18 protein-coding genes and 2 tRNA genes are annotated in these 19,191 nt (G+C 71.9%); 14 read left to right on the top strand and 6 right to left on the bottom strand.

Features of this window, described 5'->3' with window-relative positions:
• Nucleotides 1–20: 20 nt before the first annotated feature.
• Complete coding sequence (locus IE241_RS25430) at nucleotides 21–467, top strand: hypothetical protein (protein ID WP_190024165.1); 447 nt, start codon at nucleotides 21–23, stop codon at nucleotides 465–467.
• Nucleotides 468–667: 200 nt separating this feature from the next.
• Here IE241_RS25430 and IE241_RS25425 read toward each other — a convergent pair whose 3' ends face one another.
• Both IE241_RS25425 and IE241_RS25420 read right to left on the bottom strand, forming a co-directional pair.
• Nucleotides 668–1,222, bottom strand: coding sequence for a CGNR zinc finger domain-containing protein (locus tag IE241_RS25425; RefSeq protein ID WP_190024164.1), 555 nt, complete (start codon nucleotides 1,220–1,222; stop codon nucleotides 668–670).
• 217 nt (nucleotides 1,223–1,439) lie between these two features.
• Nucleotides 1,440–1,853: an SsgA family sporulation/cell division regulator gene (locus IE241_RS25420; protein ID WP_003959770.1), complete on the bottom strand. Its 414-nt coding sequence runs from the start codon at nucleotides 1,851–1,853 to the stop codon at nucleotides 1,440–1,442.
• A gap of 192 nt (nucleotides 1,854–2,045) precedes the next feature.
• Between IE241_RS25420 and IE241_RS25415 the strand changes: the two genes are divergently transcribed.
• The 4 genes from IE241_RS25415 (at nucleotide 2,046) to IE241_RS25400 (ending at nucleotide 3,325) form a co-directional block, all read left to right on the top strand.
• Nucleotides 2,046–2,504: a TIGR02611 family protein gene (locus IE241_RS25415; RefSeq protein WP_190024163.1), complete on the top strand. Its 459-nt coding sequence runs from the start codon at nucleotides 2,046–2,048 to the stop codon at nucleotides 2,502–2,504.
• A gap of 58 nt (nucleotides 2,505–2,562) precedes the next feature.
• Nucleotides 2,563–2,634, top strand: a tRNA-Val gene (locus IE241_RS25410).
• A 71-nt stretch (nucleotides 2,635–2,705) separates the two neighbouring features.
• Nucleotides 2,706–3,191: an SRPBCC family protein gene (locus tag IE241_RS25405; protein WP_190024162.1), complete on the top strand. Its 486-nt coding sequence runs from the start codon at nucleotides 2,706–2,708 to the stop codon at nucleotides 3,189–3,191.
• A 62-nt stretch (nucleotides 3,192–3,253) separates the two neighbouring features.
• Nucleotides 3,254–3,325: transfer RNA gene (locus IE241_RS25400), tRNA-Val, on the top strand.
• Between the two features lie 133 nt (nucleotides 3,326–3,458).
• Here the strand turns inward: IE241_RS25400 and IE241_RS25395 are convergent.
• On the bottom strand, nucleotides 3,459–4,181 hold the full coding sequence (locus tag IE241_RS25395; protein ID WP_190024161.1) for a 3'-5' exonuclease: 723 nt from the start codon (nucleotides 4,179–4,181) through the stop codon (nucleotides 3,459–3,461).
• A 167-nt stretch (nucleotides 4,182–4,348) separates the two neighbouring features.
• Here IE241_RS25395 and IE241_RS25390 point away from each other — a divergent pair, with 167 nt between their 5' ends.
• From IE241_RS25390 to IE241_RS25365, 6 genes are all read left to right on the top strand, one after another.
• Nucleotides 4,349–5,041: a DUF4365 domain-containing protein gene (locus IE241_RS25390; RefSeq protein WP_190024160.1), complete on the top strand. Its 693-nt coding sequence runs from the start codon at nucleotides 4,349–4,351 to the stop codon at nucleotides 5,039–5,041.
• Nucleotides 5,041–6,270, top strand: coding sequence for a hypothetical protein (locus IE241_RS25385; RefSeq protein ID WP_190024159.1), 1,230 nt, complete (start codon nucleotides 5,041–5,043; stop codon nucleotides 6,268–6,270). Before IE241_RS25390 ends, IE241_RS25385 begins: the two co-directional genes overlap by 1 nt.
• Nucleotides 6,271–6,382: 112 nt before the next feature.
• Entirely contained in the window at nucleotides 6,383–8,362 is a 1,980-nt protein-coding gene (thrS, locus tag IE241_RS25380) for a threonine--tRNA ligase (RefSeq protein ID WP_229899798.1), read from the top strand.
• A 70-nt stretch (nucleotides 8,363–8,432) separates the two neighbouring features.
• Nucleotides 8,433–8,993, top strand: a complete 561-nt coding sequence (locus IE241_RS25375) for an HIT family protein (RefSeq protein WP_190024158.1) — start codon at nucleotides 8,433–8,435, stop codon at nucleotides 8,991–8,993.
• A gap of 67 nt (nucleotides 8,994–9,060) precedes the next feature.
• Nucleotides 9,061–9,942 carry a polysaccharide deacetylase family protein gene (locus IE241_RS25370; RefSeq protein WP_229899796.1) on the top strand — a complete coding sequence of 294 codons (882 nt, stop codon included), beginning with the start codon at nucleotides 9,061–9,063 and terminating at the stop codon, nucleotides 9,940–9,942.
• Nucleotides 9,942–11,174, top strand: coding sequence for a YncE family protein (locus IE241_RS25365; protein WP_190024157.1), 1,233 nt, complete (start codon nucleotides 9,942–9,944; stop codon nucleotides 11,172–11,174). Before IE241_RS25370 ends, IE241_RS25365 begins: the two co-directional genes overlap by 1 nt.
• A 75-nt stretch (nucleotides 11,175–11,249) precedes the next feature.
• On the opposite strand, the gene IE241_RS25360 is transcribed toward IE241_RS25365, so the two are convergent.
• A complete protein-coding gene (locus IE241_RS25360; protein WP_373300755.1) occupies nucleotides 11,250–12,974 on the bottom strand; it encodes an AbeC-like domain-containing protein in 1,725 nt (574 codons plus the stop codon).
• Between the two features lie 105 nt (nucleotides 12,975–13,079).
• Nucleotides 13,080–15,287 carry an elongation factor G-like protein EF-G2 gene (locus tag IE241_RS25355; RefSeq protein WP_190024155.1) on the bottom strand — a complete coding sequence of 736 codons (2,208 nt, stop codon included), beginning with the start codon at nucleotides 15,285–15,287 and terminating at the stop codon, nucleotides 13,080–13,082.
• A gap of 244 nt (nucleotides 15,288–15,531) precedes the next feature.
• Between IE241_RS25355 and pgsA the strand changes: the two genes are divergently transcribed.
• From pgsA to IE241_RS25340, 3 genes are read left to right on the top strand one after another with little or no spacing between them, the layout of a single operon-like run.
• A complete protein-coding gene (gene pgsA / locus IE241_RS25350; protein ID WP_190024154.1) occupies nucleotides 15,532–16,209 on the top strand; it encodes a phosphatidylinositol phosphate synthase in 678 nt (225 codons plus the stop codon).
• Nucleotides 16,206–17,279 (top strand): phosphatidylinositol mannoside acyltransferase, encoded by a 1,074-nt coding sequence (locus tag IE241_RS25345; protein ID WP_190024153.1) that lies wholly within the window; start codon nucleotides 16,206–16,208, stop codon nucleotides 17,277–17,279. The genes pgsA and IE241_RS25345 overlap by 4 nt, the downstream gene beginning before the upstream one ends.
• The gene (locus IE241_RS25340; protein ID WP_190024152.1) at nucleotides 17,276–18,436 is read left to right on the top strand and encodes a glycosyltransferase family 4 protein; all 1,161 of its coding nucleotides are present in this window, start codon (nucleotides 17,276–17,278) and stop codon (nucleotides 18,434–18,436) included. The genes IE241_RS25345 and IE241_RS25340 overlap by 4 nt, the downstream gene beginning before the upstream one ends.
• 70 nt (nucleotides 18,437–18,506) lie before the next feature.
• On the opposite strand, the gene IE241_RS25335 is transcribed toward IE241_RS25340, so the two are convergent.
• On the bottom strand, nucleotides 18,507–19,184 hold the full coding sequence (locus IE241_RS25335; protein WP_190024151.1) for a VC0807 family protein: 678 nt from the start codon (nucleotides 19,182–19,184) through the stop codon (nucleotides 18,507–18,509).
• Nucleotides 19,185–19,191: the final 7 nt, after the last annotated feature.

Genomic DNA, 19,191 nt, shown 5'->3' with positions numbered 1-19,191 from the left:
GGAAGCCCAGGAGGAGCCCGATGCTGACCTCGACCATCTGCGCCGCGGTGTCCGCGGCGGGCCTCGGCATCGCCGCGCTGACGGCCTACCGCCGGCGCTTCCTCGCGGCGACGCGCATCGCGGCCTTCTCCCTCGTCCCCATCGGGCTCGTCCTGACCGGGATCGTCAAGTGGCTCACCGACGTCGTCTTCAAGCCGAGCGTCTGGGCCGGCTTCGGGATCCTCGCGCTCTCGGCCCTGCTGTTCGTGGTGAGCAGGGCGGCCGAGCGCCGCGGCGCCGGGGGCGGCCGCAAGGAGCGCAAGGCCGCGGCGGCCGCCGCACAGCGCGATGCCATGGCCCCCGCCGCCTCCGCTCCGTCACTGGGCCCGGGCCGGGCCGCGGCCCGGCCGCAGGGCAAGGCGAAGAAATCGGCCGACGGCGAGGACTTCTCGGATATCGAGGCCATTCTCAAGAAGCACGGAATATGACGGACCGTCCGTTCCGTACGCACGAGTCCATACGCACGAGCCGTCCGTTCAGTACGCCGGGAGGCCGCTTCCGCCGCTGGACGCCCGCAGTCTGTTTTCCGGGTAATTCACCGGGTGCGTATTCGCCCGCCCGTAATTTCCCCGCGCGCCCGGCGGAAAGCCGGGATTCCGTCGCCGCTCCGGCCTGATTCTGCCCGGAATCAGACCGCCGCGCCGGAGTCCTCGGCCTCGGCGCCCCGGCGCCGCGCCCGGTACGCCGCGACGTGCAGCCGGTTCCCGCACGTGCGCCCGTCGCAGTAGCGCCGCGAGCGGTTGCGGGAGAGGTCGACGAAGGCGTGCCCGCAGTCCGGCGCGTTGCACCGCCGCAGCCGGTCGCGCTCTCCGGCGACCAGCAGGAACGCCAGGGCCATGGCGCCGTCCGCGGCGAGGTTCTCGGCCACGGCCGCCCCGGGCGCGAAGTAGTGCACGTGCCAGTCGTAGCCGTCGTGCTCGCTCAGCTGCGGCGTGGTGCCGGCCTCGGCCACCAGCTCGTTGATCAGCCGCGCCGCTTCCCCCGTGCTCGCGGCGTCGAAGATCCGTCCGAACCGCTCGCGTATCGACCGCACCGCCGCGACGTCCCGCTCCCGCAGCGCCTCGACCGTGATGATGCCGTGCCGCTCCGTGAAGGCGCGCAGCTCCGCAAGATCCTGCGGGCCCGTGTTGAGGAGGTCGACGACGGAGTCGAGCGCAGTCTTGGTGTCGTGGTTGATCTGCACGTTCGTACGCTCCCTGGCCGGACGGAGGCGGCAAGTGTTCGACCGCGGCCCACGACCTTACTGGCTGGGCGGCATCCGCGCGGCCCCTCCTCGCGACGGCGCCGCCGCCCGCGGAACCGTCCGCGGACGACGGCGCCGTGCCGTGCCCTGTGTGCGAGATGTGGCGCGCAGCCTCCCCGAGTGGGCTGGCGCGCTCCGGGTCAGCCCCGGCCCGGACTCAGCTCTCCGCCAGGATGTGGGAGAGCTCGGTGTCCAGGTCGAAGTGACGGTGCTCGGTGCCCGGCGGCACCGCGGCGTCCGTCCGCTTGAGGAAGGACTCCAGGGCCCGCGCCGGGGCCTCCAGCAGCGCTTCGCCCTCGGGAGAGCTCAGCGCGATGCACACGACGCCCTGACCGTGGCTGCGGGACGGCCAGACACGGACGTCGCCGGTGCCGGTGGGCCGGTGCAGACCCTCGGCGAGCAGATCGCGGGCGAAGACCCACTCGACCGTCTCTTCGGCTCCGGTGTGGAAGGTGGCGTGCACGGCATACGGATCGGCCGTGTCGTACCGCAGGCCTGCGGGGACAGGCAGTGAGGATTCGCTCGACACGACGAGGCGCAAGTGCAGCTCGCAGCTGACCGTGGTGTTCATAAGCGCCAGGGCCTTTCGCTCAGTGTGCGCTCGGGGATTCGCACGTCGGCGAAATCGACATGCCACCTACGGTGCCGTTGTAAACCCCTCTGACCGTTTTGAGACTGTTCGGATACCTCGGACGGCCCAGTCGCCCGACGGGGAATACCGCCATTCCGGTGAGTTCAGGATCGGTCCGGTAGGTTGGGGTGTATGAATGCGGAGAGTGACCGGCGGCAGGATGCCGCCGCGGCGGGGGACGGGACGCAGGGCGAGGCGCAGAACGGGAGCGCGGGCGAGCCCGCCCTCGGATCGCGCGCCCCCCACTTCATCAAGCGCTCGCGCCCCCTGCACCTGAGCTGGCAGGTGGGCGTCTTCATCGTCGGCCTGGCCGTCGTCGTCGCCGGCATCATCATGCTGCCCCTGCCCGGCCCGGGCTGGCTCGTGATCTTCGCGGGCATGGCCATCTGGGCGACGGAGTTCGTCTGGGCCCAGCTCGTGCTGCGCTGGACCAAGCGGAAGGTCACCGAGGCCGCCCAGCGCGCCCTCGACCCCCGGGTCCGGCGGCGCAACATCATCATCACCGTGACGGGCCTGGTGATCGCCGGCGCGCTCATCGGCGTCTACCTCTGGAAGTTCGGCATGGCCATGCCGTGGAAGGTGCACGGCTGACCGGCCCGCCGCCGGTTCAAAGCACCGTCTGACATGCGGTAATGTTTGCGGTGCGCCCGGGCGATTAGCTCAGCGGGAGAGCGCTTCGTTCACACCGAAGAGGTCACTGGTTCGATCCCAGTATCGCCCACACAGCAAGGACCGAGGGTCCGCAAGGTTCACCCCTTGCGGACCCTCGGTCTTTGGGTGTCCGCTGGTCCCATGCCCTTCCTGGCCGCGGCCCTGGCCCCGTCCCACCGCTACCGCTTCCGCGGCGCATGGACCCTCGCCGCCCCGCCCGACGCCGTCTACGCCCGCCTCGAAGCCGTGGACGGCTATCCCGCCTGGTGGCCGCAGGTCCGCGAGGTGCGCCGGGCCGACGCCGCCACCGGCACCGCCCGCGTGCGCTCCTTCCTCCCCTACGACCTGACCGTCGCCGTCCGCGCACGCCGCCACGACCCCGCCGCCCGCGTCCTGGAGATCGCCATGACCGGCGACATCGAGGGCTGGGCCCGCTGGACCGTCCTCCCGGCCGGCCCCACCGGCTGCACCGCCCGCTTCGAGCAGGACGTCGAGGCCCGCAAGCCCCTGCTCAGGCGGCTCGCCCTGCCCGCCAGGCCCCTCTTCGTGGCCAACCACGCGTGGATGATGCGCGCCGGACGGCGCGGCCTGCGGGCCCTGCTGGCCGCAGGTGCCCAGGGGATTTGATGGAGAGCCGCCGCGACCTGTATTGTTCAGTGCGTTGCCGGGGGAAACCCCGCACGAATCCCGGGCGATTAGCTCAGCGGGAGAGCGCTTCGTTCACACCGAAGAGGTCACTGGTTCGATCCCAGTATCGCCCACACACAGACAAGGCCGGTCCGTCAAGAGACGGACCGGCCTTGTGCGTTGCCCGCCCGTACGCTCGTGTGCCCGTACGTCAGGACCCGTAGCACTCGTAGCGCCCGTATGCGCCGATAGCGCCCGGGGCGCTGCTCACGCTGCGGCCGACAGCGACGGCCGCAGCGGCCACGCGGGGTCGCACGCCTCCTCCGTCCCGTTCCGCGCGAACCACGCCTGCAGACCGCGCGCCTGCGCCGCGTGCCACACCGCCTGCCGGGCGTGCAGCTCCGCCGGGCTCAGCCGCTCCAGCCGCGCCGCGAACCGGCGGCCCACCGCCCGCACCACCTGCAGTGCCGCGAGCGCATCCGACGCCGCGTCGTGCGCGCCCCTCAGCTCCACCCCGTACTGCGCGCACAGATCCGTCAGCGTCCGGCGCCCCTTGCGATAGCGGTCCAGGTGCTTGTCCAGCACCCACGGGTCCATCACGCACAGCGGAGCCGCCCCCAGGTAGTCGGCCAGCGACGAGGCGCGGTGGCGCCGCAACTCGCGGTCCAGCAGCGTCAGGTCGAACGGGGCGTTCATCACCACCAGCGGCGCCCCGCGCGCCGACTGCACCGCCAGCGCCCGCGCCACCTCCTCCATCACCGGCGCCGGCCACCGGCCGTTCCGCTGCAGATAGGCATCCGTCAGCCCGTGTATCGCAGTGGCCCCCTCCGGCACCGGGACCCCCGGGTCGACCAGCCAGCGCGTCACGACCGGAACGGCCTCGGCCGCCGACTGCACCACGAGGGCCGCCGACACGATCCGGTCGTGCTCGACATCCACCCCGGTGGTCTCGGTGTCGAACGCGGCGAGTGGTCCCTCGAACCAGCACATGTTCACAACTCCTCGCACTTGCCCGGCGAATGGCGTGTTTCACCCTCCCCGCCAGGTGATACCCGGCCGCAGAGTCATGCGAACCGCCGTTGTTTGCACGAGAGTTGCAAAGGAAACAACACAGTTGTACGGATCGAACGCCCGAAGTCGCCCGGAAGGATTCGGACATGGCGTTCCCGCGGCCCGAACCGGGCGGGCTGCTGTCTGAGCTCTCCGAGCCCGCCGCCCCCGCCACAGCCCCCGCACGCGGCTCGCTCGCCACCACCGCCTGCATGGAGACGCTCCAGATCGGCTATCTGCACGCCGTCGCCGCGGCCGCGGGCTGCTCACTGGCCCAGCCCTTCCCCGACCACGGCATCGACTGGCACATCAGCCACACCGCCCCCGGCCACGCCGTCGACGACGAGGTCACCATCAAGGTGCAGCTCAAATGCACCTACCAGCTCGGCCCCCGCCCGGGCCCGGCGCGCGGGCCCGCCGTGCGGCCGCCGCCCCGGACCCACGCCGCGGAGCCCCCCGCCGGCTCTGCCGGCCCGGCCTCCGGCCCCGCCGGCCCGGCCGCCCCGGTGCCCACCTTCGCCTTCACCCTCGACAACGACCACCTGGCCAAACTCGCCCGCACCCCCGTCGCCGTCCACAAGATCCTCGTCGTGATGATCGTGCCCAGATCGCGCGACGACTGGCTGCGGGCCGGCCACGACAGCCTCCACCTGAGGCACTGCTGCTACTGGACCAACCTCGCCGGCCACCCCGTGACCGGCAGACGCCGGACCACCGTGCGGATCCCGGCCACACGCGTCTTCGACGACCGCGCACTCTGCGAGATCATGACGCGGGTCGGGGCGGGAGGGAGACCCTGATGCACCGGCCGACCGAGCCCTCGCGCCCCCCACGGCACACCCCGCCCGGCGGCCCCCCGCCCGACACCGTCGACCCCGCCGTCCTCGCAGCCCTCCTCGCCCGCCACGGCTGGCGCCGCCGCGGCGCGGCAGCCGGCCCGTACAGCCGCTGGACACCCCCCGACGCCACCGCCCCCGGCGCCCGCGGGCACACCAGCCTGCTCGTCCCCGACAGCCGCACCTACCCCGACAGCACCGACCTCGTCGCCGAGGCGCTCACCGCCCTCCGGCACAGCGCCGCCCCCTCCGCGCGCGACATCCTCACCGCCCTGCACACCCCCGTCGACGAGATCCACTGGCAGCGGGACACCACAGAACCCGACGCCCCCGCGGCCGCCTGGGCCGCCCAGGAACAGCTGCGCGGCGGCGCCCGCGCACTGCTCCTCGCCGCCGCCCTGGCCACCCGCGGCACCGCCGGCTACCACGGCGCCCGCCACCGCCGGCACGCCGAGGCCGCACTCGACCGCCTGCTGGCCGGCGCAGCCGCGGGCGGCCGGGAGCTGACCACCTTCCTGCCCGTCGGTACGGGCGCGGCTCCCGGCCCCGACGGCCGGCAGGTCACCACCGCCCTCCTCCGCGCCCTGTACGCCGCACGCGACGCCACCGACCGCCAGCGGGCCACCGGCGCGCACGACGCCTTCGAGCCCGCCGTCGAAGCGGGCGTCTGCCAGGAGCTGACCGAGGCGATCGGCAAACTCGTCCGCGGCTCCGCGGGCATCCGCATCACCTTGCACTGGGCCCCCGCGGCAGGCCCGCCCGAGGGCTTCGCCGCCCACCCCGTGCCGGTCGCCTTCACCCCCGGCGATCTCCCCGTGCTCCGCGAGGCCGGGGCGCGCTACATCCGGGACGAGCCGCCCGTCCCCGTGCACCTGACCGCAGTGGTCGTCCGCATGCGCCGCGAGGACCAGAGCGGGCCCGGAGCCGTGCGGCTGAGGATCCTCGCCGGTGCGGACGTCCCCCAGATCCGCGCCACCCTCGACGAGGACGACTACCGGATCGCAGGCCACGCCCACCTCCTCGGCCTCCCCGTCCGCATGAGCGGCCGCCTGGAGAGCAGGGGCGGTTTCCGCCGCCTGGCCGACGCCCGCGACGTCATGCCCGTACGGGTCGACGACGGCGAGCGGGACCGCCTGCTGAAGTCGCTCCACGAGAACATCGACTTCTTCGAGGAGGCGTGCGGCGACGAGTGAGACCGCGCCTTCCCCGGCCGCCGGGTAAACCGTTTCGCGACCAGGCTGCCGCTCTCGGTACGATTCAGGCGCGCAGTGACCGCTGCGGCGACCCATACGTCAGGAGAGACCGGTGTCAGACGTCCGTGTGATCATCCAACGCGATTCCGAGCGGGAAGAGCGCGTGGTGACGACGGGCACTACGGCCGCCGAGCTCTTCGCCGGTGAGCGCACCGTCGTCGCCGCGCGCGTCGCGGGCGAGCTCAAGGACCTCGCGTACGTCGTCGCCGACGGCGAGGAGATCGAGGCCGTCGAGATCTCCTCCAAGGACGGCCTCGACATCCTGCGCCACTCGACCGCGCACGTCATGGCCCAGGCCGTGCAGGAGCTCTTTCCCGAGGCCAAGCTGGGCATCGGCCCGCCGGTCAAGGACGGCTTCTACTACGACTTCGACGTCGAGAAGCCGTTCACGCCTGAGGATCTCAAGGCCATCGAGAAGAAGATGCAGGAGATCCAGAAGCGCGGCCAGCGCTTCTCGCGGCGCGTGGTCACCGACGAGGAGGCCCGCGACGAGCTCGCGGCCGAGCCGTACAAGCTGGAGCTGATCGGCCTCAAGGGCTCCGCCTCGCACGACGACGGCGCGGACGTCGAGGTCGGCGCGGGCGAGCTGACGATCTACGACAACCTGGACGCGAAGACCGGCGACCTGTGCTGGAAGGACCTCTGCCGGGGTCCGCACCTGCCGACCACCCGGGTGATCCCGGCGTTCAAGCTGATGCGCAACGCCTCGGCGTACTGGCGCGGCAGCGAAAAGAACAAGCAGCTCCAGCGCATCTACGGCACCGCGTGGCCGACCAAGGACGAGCTCAAGGCGTACCTGGACTTCCTCGCCGAGGCCGAGAAGCGCGACCACCGCAAGCTGGGCGCCGAGCTGGACCTCTTCTCCTTCCCCGACGAGCTGGGCCCCGGCCTCGCGGTGTTCCACCCCAAGGGGGGCATCATCCGCAAGGAGATGGAGAACTACTCGCGCAAGCGGCACGAGGCCTCCGGCTACGAGTTCGTGAACACCCCGCACATCTCGAAGGAGCACCTCTTCGAGACCTCCGGGCACCTTCCGCACTACGCGGAGGGAATGTTCCCGCCCATCGAGTTCGACGGGCAGAACTACCGCCTCAAGGCCATGAACTGCCCGATGCACAACCTGATCTTCAAGTCGCGCGGTCGCTCGTACCGTGAGCTGCCCTTGAGGATGTTTGAATTCGGCACGGTCTACCGGTACGAGAAGTCCGGCGTCGTCCACGGCCTGACCCGCTCCCGCGGCTTCACCCAGGACGACTCGCACATCTACTGCACCAAGGAGCAGATGCCGGAGGAGCTCGACACGCTCCTCACCTTCGTGCTCGACCTGCTGCGCGACTACGGCCTGAACGACTTCGAGCTGGAGCTCTCCACCCGGGACCCGGAGTCGGACAAGTTCATCGGCTCGGACGAGGACTGGGCGGAGGCCACCGAGGCGCTGCGCCTGGCGGCCGAGAAGCAGGGGCTCCCGCTGGTCCCGGACCCGGGCGGCGCCGCGTACTACGGTCCGAAGATCTCGGTCCAGGCGCGGGACGCGATCGGCCGCTCCTGGCAGATGTCGACCCTGCAGGTCGACTTCAACCAGCCCAAGCGGTTCGGCCTGGAGTACACCGCGGCGGACGGCTCCCGTCAGCAGCCCGTCATGCTGCACCGTGCGCTGTTCGGCAGCATCGAGCGGTTCTTCGGCGTCCTGCTGGAGCACTACGCGGGTGCGTTCCCGGCATGGCTGGCCCCGGTGCAGGCGGTCGGCATCCCGATCGGTGACGCCCACGTCGAGTACCTGCAGGAGTTCGCCGCCGAGGCGCGGGAGAAGGGCCTGCGGGTCGAGGTGGACGCCTCCTCGGACCGCATGCAGAAGAAGATCCGCAACCAGCAGAAGATGAAGGTTCCGTTCATGATCATCGTCGGTGACGACGACATGAACGCGGGCACGGTCTCCTTCCGCTACCGCGACGGTTCGCAGAAGAACGGCATCCCGCGCGCCGAGGCGCTGGCGGAGATCCTCAAGGCCGTCGAGGACCGCGTCCAGGTCTGACCGAGGACCGCGTCCCGGTCCGATTGAGGACGAACGGGCCCCGGAGCGTCGACGGCGCTCCGGGGCCCATATGCTGCAGAGCATGACGAGTGAGCCGGAGCAGCAGATCGGAGTCGGGGCGCCGGACGCGTTCCAGCGCCTGTGGACGCCCCACCGGATGGCGTACATCCAAGGCGAGAACAAGCCGACCGGGCCGGGGTCCGGCGACGGCTGCCCGTTCTGCGCGATTCCGGAGAAGAGTGACGAGGACGGGCTGGTCATCGCCCGAGGTGAGCGCGTCTACGCCGTGCTGAACCTGTACCCGTACAACGGCGGCCACCTCATGGTCGTACCGTTCCGGCACGTCGCCGACTACACCGAGCTCGACGACGCCGAGACCGCCGAGCTGGCCGACTTCACCAAGCGGGCCATGGCGGCGCTGCGCACCGCTTCCGGGGCGCACGGGTTCAACATCGGCATGAACCAGGGCGCGACCGCCGGCGCCGGCATCGCCGCTCACCTGCATCAGCACGTGGTCCCCCGCTGGGGCGGCGACACCAATTTCATGCCGGTGATCGGTCACACCAAGGTGCTGCCCCAACTGCTCGCGGACACCCGCAAGATGCTCGCGGACGCCTGGCCGGACGCCTGAGGACACGCGTCAGAGAAAAACGGGCAAATGTCCCAAAGTCTTAATTAAAAGAAGTTCTAATGGTGCGGTGACCTTCCTCCACCGCCGCACCGTGCTGCGCGCGGCCGCCGGCGGCGCTCTCGCCGGGGCCGCCGCCGTGGGCTGCGGCCGGTCCGAAGGAGAGGCGGGGGCCCGGGCGGCGGATCCGTCTGTACGGGCCACCGCGCCGCCCGCGCCGTCCGCGAAGCCGGGTGCGTCCGGCAAAGCGGGCGCGTCCCGCAAGCCCGGTGCCGTGAAGGGCCCGGGGGCTTCCGGGGCGCCGTCGGTGTCGAAGCCCCCCGCGCTCACGCTCGCCCCGCTCCCGCCGGGGCTCCCCGCCCAGATCGAGCACGGCCCCCGCACCGGCAAGAACGTGGCCCTGACCTTCCACGGCCAGGGCGAGCCCAAGCCCGTCACGGAGCTGCTGGGGGAGGCCGAGCGGGCCGGGGCGCGCGTGACCGTGCTGGCCGTGGGCACCTGGCTGGACGCCCAGCCGCAGCTCGCGCGGCGGATCCTCGACGGCGGGCACGAGCTGGGCAACCACACGATGCACCACCTCGACATCTGCACCATGCCCGCGGCCGCGGCCTCCGCGGAGATCACCGAGTGCGCGGAGCGGCTGCGGCGGCTGACGGGCGGGATCGGCCGCTGGTTCCGGCCCTCGCGGGCGCGGCTCGCCACCGAGCAGGTGGCCCGGCTGGCCCGGCAGGCCGGCTATCCGCACGTCCTGTCCTACGACGTGGATTCCCTGGACCACACCGATCCCGGACCCGAGGCGGTCCGGCGCACCGTGCTGGCCGCGGTGCGGCCGGGGTCGGTGGTGAGCCTGCACTTCGGGCACGCCGGCACGGTGGCCGCGCTGCCCGCCATCCTCGACGGCCTGCACCGCCGCGGTCTGCGTGCGGTGACGACAACGGAGCTGCTGACCTGATGAACCAGTTCTCCTCGTTCTCGAGCTCTAGCTCTCTGCGCCGGCCGCGTCTGCGCGGGGTGCACCGCGCCGTGCTGTTCGCCGCCGCCTGTGCCCTGCTGGCCTCCGGCTGCGGCGGGGACTCCGGCACGGAGGCGGCCGACCGCGCGCCGCACAAGGACGGCGGGCAGCAGCAGCCGCGGCGGGGCGCCGCGCCGGCGGCGGGGTTGCCCGGGATGCCGCCGTTGCTGGATCCGAACGACCTGTACGCGGCGGACCGGCCCAATCAGCTGTCGCCGGTGGTGAAGGACTTCCCGTCGCGGGTGTACGTGCCCAATACGGAGTCGAACACGGTGAGTGTGATCGACCCGAAGACGTACAAGGTGATCGAGACGATCCCGGTGGGGAACCAGCCGCAGCACGTGGTGCCGTCGTGGGACATGAAGACGCTGTGGGTGAACAACGACCGCGGTCACACGCTGACGGCGATCGACCCGGCCACGGGGAAGAAGGGGCGGACGGTCGACGTCCACGATCCGTACAACCTCTACTTCACGCCGGACGGCAAGTACGCGGTGGTGATGGCGTCGATGGACCGGGAGCTGGTGTTCCGGGACGCCCAGACCATGAAGCGGAAGAAGACGGAGCCGGTGTCGTGCAAGGGGGTCAACCACGCGGACTTCTCGCCGGACGGGAGGTATTTCATCGTCTCGTGCGAGTTCTCGGGCGAGCTGCTGAAGGTCGACACCGCGAAGATGAAGGTGATCGGCCAGCAGAAGCTGCCGTTCGAGGGGGCGATGCCGCAGGACGTGAAGATCTCCTCGGACGGCAGGACCTGGTACATCGCCGACATGATGGCGGACGGGGTGTGGGTGCTGGACGGCGACAAGTTCACCGAGCCGTGGCTGATGCCGACGGGCAAGGGCGCGCACGGGCTGTACGTGAGCCGGGACTCGAAGTCGATGTACATCTCCAACCGGGGCGAGGGCTCGATCTCGGTGCTGGACCTGCCGAGCCGCAAGCTGGTGAAGAAGTGGGAGCTCCCGGAGGGCGGGAGCCCTGACATGGGCGGGGTGTCGGCGGACGGCAACGTGCTGTGGCTGTCGGGGCGTTACGACTCGGAGGTGTACGCCATCGACACGCGGGACGGGCACCAGATCGCCAAGATCCCCGTCGGGGCGGGGCCGCACGGCCTCGCGGTGTATCCGCAGCCGGGCCGGTACTCGCTGGGCCACACCGGCATCTTCCGGTGAGGACCTTCCGGTGAGGCCCGGCGAGTGACGGCGGACGGCGGCGGGTGACGGCAGGCAGGGCGCGGCGGACGCCGGTCAGGCGTTGTAGACGTCCGCTGCGCCCGGCTTGGCGTCCTGGACGGCGCCGCTGAGGGACATGGCGCGGCTGGTGAAGCGGTCGGTGTTCACGCCGTGCTCCTTGAGGACGCGCAGGGCGGCCTCGTGCACCACGCGCAGGACGGGGGTGGTGGTGCGCAGGGCGTCGTCGGCCATGAAGCGGTGGCGCCAGGGCTTCTCGGCCCAGGCGTGCCGCAGGCCGAAGGGCTCGGGCAGGACGAGCTTGCCGCCCCAGTACTCCAGGAGAGGGGGGTACCAGGTGAGGGGGGCGCGGGCGGCGAGGCGGACGATCTCGCGGGGCGGGACGACGGAGAGGGTCCTGGTGCGGTTCTCCCAGAACTTGATGGTCTTGGGGGTGGTCTTGGTGCGGGCGGCGGGCTTGCCCATGAAGACGCCGCTGACGGGGCCGAGGGCGTGTCCGGTGACCTCGATGCGCAGGGTCTTGTGGAGGACGGTGACGGTGATGAGGAGGGTGATGACGAGCTGGCCGTCCCAGAGGACGAACTGGACGCCGAGGTAGTGCCGGCTGCCGGCGCCGAACTGCTGTTCGTTGCAGATCTTCTGGAGTTCGGCGCCCCTTATCTGGAAGCCGTCGGCGCCTTCGGGGCGGGAGACGGCCCCGGCGCCCTCGCCGACGTCCGAGACGACCCAGTGCTCGATGGAGGGGGTGGGGAAGCCGCCGGTGTGCAGGGGGCTGCGCTCCAGGAGGTGGAGCTGGTCGTGGATGGCGCGGATGACGTCCCAGCTGCGGAAGGGGTTGATCTCCTTGCCGGGCTCGGCGGGGACGAGCTCCTCGGCGAGGTGCCAGCTGCCCCAGCGGGTGCCCATGCCGAGGATGCCCTTGGTGCCGGCGTAGAAGGCGACGTTGCTCTGCTGTTCGGCGGCGAGGCGCTCCAGGGACTGGCGCAGCCGCTCGGCGGCGGTCTCGCCGGGGTTCTTGGGGACGGCTTCGGGGATCTTGGCGCCGATGCCGCCGCCGGAGAGCAGGCCCGTCCAGCGGTCGCGGAGGTCCTTGGCGGTGCGCTCGCAGACGGTCTTGGCCCAGAAGCCGCCGATGAGCGGGGCGATGATCATGGCGCGTAGGTAGAAGGCCCAGAAGCCGTGGAAGGGCAGCTTCACCAGGAGGATGACGGCGAGGATGCCGAGGGCCGCGAGGAGGGCCGTGCCGAGGGCGCCGGCGCGCTTGTTCTGGGCGCCGGCGATGGTGCGGCGGAGCTGGAAGGTGCCGAGCCAGAGCAGGACGCCGGGCAGGAACAGCAGCCCGCAGACGCCCATGATGAGGGTGAGTTTGGCGTCGCGCTGTTTGCGGATGCGGTTGGCCGCGAGGCAGTGCTCGACGACGGGCTGGGGGTCGAGGCCGAAGGACTGGATGAGGGGCTTGCGGCCGCCGCCGAGGACGCGCAGCTGGACGGCGCGGGCGAAGGCCTCGCCCAGGTTGGGCTCGAAGAGCGATATGCGGGGCGGCTTGACCTCGGACTTGGCCCAGTCGGTGTTGGTCTTGAGGAACTGGTCGACCGGCCCGTCGCGGTAGGCGGCGGAGGCGAGCGCCTGTGTCGCCGCGGTCTGTCCCGAGGAGCCCGAGAGCGGGATCTGTGCCCCGGGGCTGAAGTCGAACGGATCCCCTGCTGCCACTGCTTGCCCCCAATGCCGCGCACGTGCCGGTCCTGCGGCCTTCCGACGGATGCCGACGACCGCCCGCGTCATACGTGTTGGTCCGCGGGCCCAGCGTATCGGCGCGGGGTGCCGGCTGTCGCAGAGATCGTGAAGGCCGCCCGCCCCGGATGGTGTGAGGCGGGCGGTTTGCGCCCGTTACCCTCCGGAACCGGCCGATTCCCGCAGTCGCTCGGCGACCTGAGGGGGCATCGGTTCGTGGCGGGCGTAGGAGCGGGTGAACCGGCCGGTGCCGTGCGACAGGGAGCGCAGGTCGACGGCGTAGCGGCCGATCTCGATCTCGGGCACTTCGGCGCGCACCAGGGTGCGGCCGGCACCGGACTGCTCGGTGCCGATGACGCGGCCGCGCCGGCCGGACAGATCGCTCATCACGGGGCCCACGTAGTCGTCGGAGACCAGGACCTCGATCTCGGCGACGGGCTCCAGGAGGTGGATCCTGGCCTCGGCGGCGGCTTCGCGCAGCGCGAGGGCGCCTGCCGTCTGGAAGGCGGCGTCCGAGGAGTCCACCGAGTGCGCCTTGCCGTCGAGGAGGGTGATCCGGATGTCGACCAGGGGGTACCCGGCGGCGACGCCGCGGGCGGCCTGGGCGCGGACGCCCTTCTCCACGGAGGGGATGAACTGGCGGGGGACGGCGCCGCCGACGACCTTGTCGACGAATTCGATGCCGGAGCCGCCGGGCAGCGGTTCGACCTCGATCTCGCAGATGGCGTACTGGCCGTGGCCGCCGGACTGCTTGACGTGCCGCCCGCGGCCGGCCGCCTTGCTGCCGAAGGTCTCGCGGAGGGAGACCTTGTGGGGCACGACGTCGACCTGGACGCCGTAGCGCGAGCGCAGCCGTTCTAGGGCTACGTCGCGGTGGGCTTCGCCGAGGCACCACAGGACCACCTGGTGGGTGTGCTGGTTCTGCTCCAGGCGCATGGTGGGGTCCTCGGCGACGAGCCGGGCGAGGCCCTGGGAGAGCTTGTCCTCGTCGGGCTTGCTGTGCGCCTGGATCGCGACGGGCAACAGCGGGTCGGGCATCTGCCAGGGCTCCATGAGGAGGGGGTCGCCCTTGGCGGAGAGGGTGTCGCCGGTCTCGGCGCGGCTGAGCTTGGCGACGCAGGCGATGTCCCCGGCGATGGCCTGGGGGAGGGGGCGCTGCTGTTTGCCGAAGGGCGAGGAGAGCGCGCCGATGCGCTCGTCGACGTCGTGGCTCTCGTGGCCGCGGTCCTCCAGGCCGTGGCCCGAGACGTGGACGGTCTCGTCGGGGCGCAGGGTGCCGGAGAAGACGCGGACGAGGGAGATCCTGCCGACGTAGGGGTCGGAGGAGGTCTTGATCACCTCGGCGGCGAGCGGGCCCGCGGGGTCGCAGGTCACGGGCGCGTGGGGGCGGCCCTCGGGGGTGGTGACGGCCGGGACCTCGCGTTCGAGGGGGGTGGGGAAGCCGCCGGTGATCAGCTCCAGGAGCTCGACGGTGCCCAGGCCCTGCTTGGCCCCTTCGGCGGCCGGGGCCGCGGCGAGGACGGGGTGGAAGCTGCCGCGTGCGACGGCGCGCTCCAGGTCCTCTACGAGGGTCTTGACGTCGATCTCCTCGCCGCCGAGATAGCGGTCCATGAGGGTCTCGTCCTCGCTCTCGGCGATGATGCCCTCGATGAGCCGGTTGCGTGCCTCCTCGATGAGGGGCTGGTGCTCGGGGCCGGGCGCGGTCTCGGCCCGCTCTCCGGAGGAGTAGTCGAAGACGCGCTGGGAGAGCAGGCCGATGAGGCCGGCGACGGAGCGGTGCCCGTCGGGGCCCTCGGGTCCGTGCAGCGGCAGGTAGAGCGGCAGCACGCTGTCGGGGGAGTCCCCGCCGAAGGCCGTGCGGCAGGTCTCCGTCATTTCCTCGAAGTCGGAGCGGGCTGCCTCCAGATGGGTGATGACGATGGCGCGGGGCATGCCGACGGCGGCGCACTCCTCCCAGACCATGCGGGTGGCGCCGTTGATGTTCTCGGCGCCTTCGGCGGCCGAGACGACGAAAAGGGCCGCGTCCGCTGCGCGCAGACCGGCCCTGAGTTCCCCGACGAAGTCGGCGTAGCCGGGGGTGTCCAGCAGGTTGATCTTGATGCCGGCCCATTCGACAGGGGCCAGCGACAGCTGCACCGAGCGTTGCTGGCGGTGCTCGATCTCGTCGTAGTCCGACAGTGCGCCGCCGTCCTCGACGCGGCCGGCCCGGTTGACCGCGCCCGTCGCCAGCGCGAGGGCCTCCACCAGCGTCGTCTTTCCTGAGCCGCTGTGGCCGACCAGCACCACGTTGCGTACGTGGCTCGGCCGGTCGGCCGATACTGCTCTGCCCGCGGCCCCTGGGTACGTGCCCGTCTTCTCGCCCATGTGTCCCGCCTCCCGGTCGACACCTGCGGTACATCGAGCTTTCCACTGCGGTAACGCTGCGTCCATACGTCGCACACGGAGGCGCATCCGTACGCCCCGCGGGGGCGCCGCCGTGGGTGGTGGGGGCGCCGGTGCGCCCGCGGCGAGCGGTGCGTGCGCGGCTGCCCGGGGGCGCCTGGCTACGATGGGCCAGCCGGTGGCCTCCTGACCACGCGGCCCGATACGACACCCCTCCGGGAAGGCCATGCTGAACAAGTACGCGCGTGCGTTCTTCACGCGTGTTCTCACGCCGTTCGCCGCCCTGCTCATCCGCCTCGGCGTCAGCCCCGACGCGGTGACCCTCATCGGTACCGGTGGTGTGGTGGCGGGCGCACTGGTCTTCTACCCCCGGGGAGAGTTCTTCTGGGGCACGATCGTCATCACCCTGTTCGTCTTCTCGGACCTGGTGGACGGCAACATGGCCCGCCAGCTGGGCCGCTCCAGCCGCTGGGGCGCCTTCCTGGACTCGACGCTCGACCGCGTCGCCGATTCGGCGATCTTCGGCGGGCTCGCGCTGTGGTACGCGGGCCGTGGTGACGACAACGTGCTGTGCGCGGTGGCGATCTTCTGTCTCGCCAGTGGCCAGGTCGTCTCGTACACCAAGGCGCGCGGCGAGAGCATCGGCCTGCCGGTGAACGTGAACGGCCTGGTCGAACGGGCCGAGCGGCTGGTCATCTCGCTGGTGGCGTGCGGCCTCGCGGGGCTGCACAAGTTCGGCGTGCCGGGCATCCAGTACCTGCTGCCGGTGGCGCTGTGGATCGTGGCCGTCGGCAGCCTGGTCACCCTGATCCAGCGGGTGGTGACGGTGCGCCGCGAATCGGCCGAGGCGGAGGCGGCGGCCGAGGCCGGGGCCTCCGCGGCCCAGGGCGGTGGCAACGGGTGAAGGAGCGGCTGACCGACGCGCTGTACGGGCTCGGCTGGGCCACGGTCAAGAAGCTTCCGGAGCCGGTGGCCGTCCGGCTGGGGCAGCAGATCGCCGATGCGGCGTGGCGGCGGCGCGGCAGGAGCGTGCTGCGGCTGGAGGCCAACCTGGCCCGGGTGTTGCCGGACGCGGCCCCGGAGCGCCTGGCGCGGCTGTCCCGGGCGGGCATGCGCTCGTACATGCGCTACTGGATGGAGTCCTTCCGGCTGCCGGCGTGGAGCAAGGAGCGCACTCGCTCGGCCTTCGCCCCGGAGGGCCTGCACCATCTGGAGGAGGGCCTGGCGAGCGGGCGCGGCGTGGTGATCGCGCTGCCGCACATGGGCAACTACGACCTCGCCGGGGCGTGGGTGACCACGCGCCTGGGGGTGCCCTTCACGACGGTGGCCGAGCGGCTGAAGCCCGAGACGCTCTACGACCGCTTCGTGGCCTACCGCGAGGGGCTGGGCATGGAGGTGCTGCCCCACGCGGGCGGCAGCGCCTTCGGCACGCTGGCGCGCCGGCTGCGCTCGGGAGGCCTGGTGTGTCTGGTGGCCGATCGTGATCTGTCCTCCTCGGGGATAGAGGTGACGTTCTTCGGCGAGGCCGCGAAGATGCCCGCCGGGCCCGCCATGCTGGCCGTGCAGACCGGGGCGCTGCTGATCCCGGTGACGCTCTGGTACGACCGCTCGCCGGTGATGCAGGGGCGGGTGCACGCCCCGATCGAGGTGCCCGCGGAGGGCACGCGTGCCGAGAAGGCCACGGTGATGACGCAGCACATGGCCGACGTCTTCGCCTCCGGCATCGCCGAGCACCCGCAGGACTGGCATATGCTCCAGCGACTGTGGCTGGCCGATCTCGAACCGCGCCCGGACCGGCCTTCCGAAGGGACGGACGAAGTGGCGGACGGGGGGACGGACGGAGCAGCGGACGGGCCGGCCGACGGGTCGGCGGACGCCTCGGCGAACGGGTCGGCGCGGAAGACGCAGGGTGCGCAGGGCACGCCGGGCGAGGGTGCCGGCAGCGCCGAGAGCGACCGGAGGACCGAGGCATGAGGATCGGGATCGTCTGTCCCTACTCGTGGGACGTGCCCGGCGGCGTGCAGTTCCACATCCGCGACCTGGCCGAGCACCTCATCCGGCTGGGCCACGAGGTGTCCGTACTGGCGCCGGCGGACGACGAGACGCCGCTGCCGCCTTTCGTGGTCTCGGCGGGGCGGGCCGTCCCGGTCCCGTACAACGGCTCCGTGGCGCGGCTGAACTTCGGCTTCCTGTCGGCCGCCCGCGTGCGGCGCTGGCTGCACGACGGCGACTTCGACGTCATCCACATCCATGAACCCACCTCCCCGTCCCTGGGCCTGCTGACCTGCTGGGCCGCACAGGGCCCCATCGTGGCGACGTTCCACACCTCCAATCCGCGCTCGCGGGCGATGATCGCGGCCTATCCGATCCTCCAGCCCGCCCTGGAGAAGATCAGCGCGCGCATCGCGGTGAGCGAATACGCCCGCAGGACGCTGGTCGAGCACCTGGGCGGCGACGCCGTGGTCATCCCCAACGGCGTCGACGTGGACTTCTTCGCCCGCGCCGAGCCCAAGCAGGAGTGGCAGGGCGGCACGATCGGCTTCATCGGCCGCATCGACGAGCCGCGCAAGGGCCTGCCGGTGCTCATGCGCGCCCTGCCGAAGATCTTCGCCGAGTGCCCCGGTACCCGGCTGCTGGTCGCCGGCCGGGGCGACGAGGAGGAGGCCGTGGCAGGCCTGCCCCGGGAGATGCGTGAGCGCGTCGAGTTCCTCGGCATGGTCAGCGACGAGGACAAGGCGCGGCTGCTGCGCAGCGTCGACGTCTATGTGGCCCCCAATACGGGCGGGGAGTCCTTCGGCATCATCCTCGTCGAGGCGATGTCGGCGGGCGCTCCCGTCCTCGCCAGCGACCTGGACGCCTTCGCCCAGGTGCTCGACCAGGGCTCGGCGGGGGAGCTGTTCGCCAACGAGGACGCCGATGCGCTCGCCGCCGCGGCCGTGCGCCTGCTGGGCGACCAGGACCTGCGGACCGGGCTGAGCGAGCGCGGCAGTGCGCATGTGCGCCGCTTCGACTGGTCCCACGTGGGCGCCGACATCCTGGCCGTCTACGAGACGGTCACCGCCGGCGCGGCCTCGGTCGCCGCCGACGAGCGCAGCGGCCTGCGCGCCCGCTTCGGCCTGGCCCGGGACTGATTCGGCCTGGCCCGGGACCAAGGGGAGCCGGCCGGCGCGGGCGCGGCTCCCCTGCGGCCACGGCTCGCCGTCAGGCGCCGCTCCCCGCCTCCTGCGGCACCGGCGCGCCCGCCTCGCCGCCCGTCCCGAACAGGGATATGCCGTGCCGGGCGCGGAAGCGGCGGCTGCGTCGTACGGTGATCACGGCCACCAGTCCCAGCAGGGCGAACGACTGGATTCGGCCGATCACCGGGACCGCGTCGACCGGCAGGGCCAGGGCCTCCACGGTGCTCAGCGCCGCATCGAGCAGCTGCATGCCTCCCCACAGCACGGTCAGCCCCCGCAGGGCCTGGCGGTACTCCGGCAGCCCGTGCCAGGCACGCTCGGCGTCCGCCTCGGCGGCGCCGCGGCGAAGGTGCCGGCCGAACTCGAAGGGGAAGGGCCGGGCGAGGAAGAGCGTGCCCAGGATCCACAGCCCCAGCACGGCCGGCAGCACGGCGTCCTTCAGCAGGATCACCCGTGGATCCCCGCTGATCAGCGACGTGGCGGCGGACAGGACGAGCAGGGCGACGACGAGCAGGTCGAAGAGGGCGACGTGCCGGCGGCGGACGGCCGTCACGACGGCATGCGCGGCCGGTATGGCACTGCTGATCAGCAGGGCCTGCCACTGGGCGGTGCCCTGCACCCGCAGCACGTAATACAGCGCGAGGGGCAGCGCGATCGTGACGGTCAGAGGGACGAGCAGTGCTCGCCTGACATGCGGTGTCATGGGGCGT

Origin of the sequence: Streptomyces hiroshimensis (genome assembly GCF_014650335.1) — a bacterium.
Lineage (GTDB): Bacteria > Actinomycetota > Actinomycetes > Streptomycetales > Streptomycetaceae > Streptomyces > Streptomyces hiroshimensis.
Note: the sequence above shows the minus strand (reverse complement) of the source record. Positions and strands in the feature narration are given on the sequence as shown.

What these genes read in the sequence shown, in the direction of transcription:
- IE241_RS25360 (WP_373300755.1), bottom strand. Translation starts at nt 12,974, where the DNA reads ATGACGCGGGCGGTCGTCGGCATCCGTCGGAAGGCCGCAGGACCGGCA.
- IE241_RS25385 (WP_190024159.1), top strand. Translation starts at nt 5,041, where the DNA reads ATGCACCGGCCGACCGAGCCCTCGCGCCCCCCACGGCACACCCCGCCC.
- IE241_RS25390 (WP_190024160.1), top strand. Translation starts at nt 4,349, where the DNA reads ATGGCGTTCCCGCGGCCCGAACCGGGCGGGCTGCTGTCTGAGCTCTCC.
- IE241_RS25335 (WP_190024151.1), bottom strand. Translation starts at nt 19,184, where the DNA reads ATGACACCGCATGTCAGGCGAGCACTGCTCGTCCCTCTGACCGTCACG.
- IE241_RS25420 (WP_003959770.1), bottom strand. Translation starts at nt 1,853, where the DNA reads ATGAACACCACGGTCAGCTGCGAGCTGCACTTGCGCCTCGTCGTGTCG.
- IE241_RS25375 (WP_190024158.1), top strand. Translation starts at nt 8,433, where the DNA reads ATGCTGCAGAGCATGACGAGTGAGCCGGAGCAGCAGATCGGAGTCGGG.
- IE241_RS25415 (WP_190024163.1), top strand. Translation starts at nt 2,046, where the DNA reads ATGAATGCGGAGAGTGACCGGCGGCAGGATGCCGCCGCGGCGGGGGAC.
- IE241_RS25340 (WP_190024152.1), top strand. Translation starts at nt 17,276, where the DNA reads ATGAGGATCGGGATCGTCTGTCCCTACTCGTGGGACGTGCCCGGCGGC.
- pgsA (WP_190024154.1), top strand. Translation starts at nt 15,532, where the DNA reads ATGCTGAACAAGTACGCGCGTGCGTTCTTCACGCGTGTTCTCACGCCG.
- IE241_RS25365 (WP_190024157.1), top strand. Translation starts at nt 9,942, where the DNA reads ATGAACCAGTTCTCCTCGTTCTCGAGCTCTAGCTCTCTGCGCCGGCCG.
- IE241_RS25405 (WP_190024162.1), top strand. Translation starts at nt 2,706, where the DNA reads ATGCCCTTCCTGGCCGCGGCCCTGGCCCCGTCCCACCGCTACCGCTTC.
- IE241_RS25355 (WP_190024155.1), bottom strand. Translation starts at nt 15,287, where the DNA reads ATGGGCGAGAAGACGGGCACGTACCCAGGGGCCGCGGGCAGAGCAGTA.
- IE241_RS25395 (WP_190024161.1), bottom strand. Translation starts at nt 4,181, where the DNA reads ATGTGCTGGTTCGAGGGACCACTCGCCGCGTTCGACACCGAGACCACC.
- IE241_RS25430 (WP_190024165.1), top strand. Translation starts at nt 21, where the DNA reads ATGCTGACCTCGACCATCTGCGCCGCGGTGTCCGCGGCGGGCCTCGGC.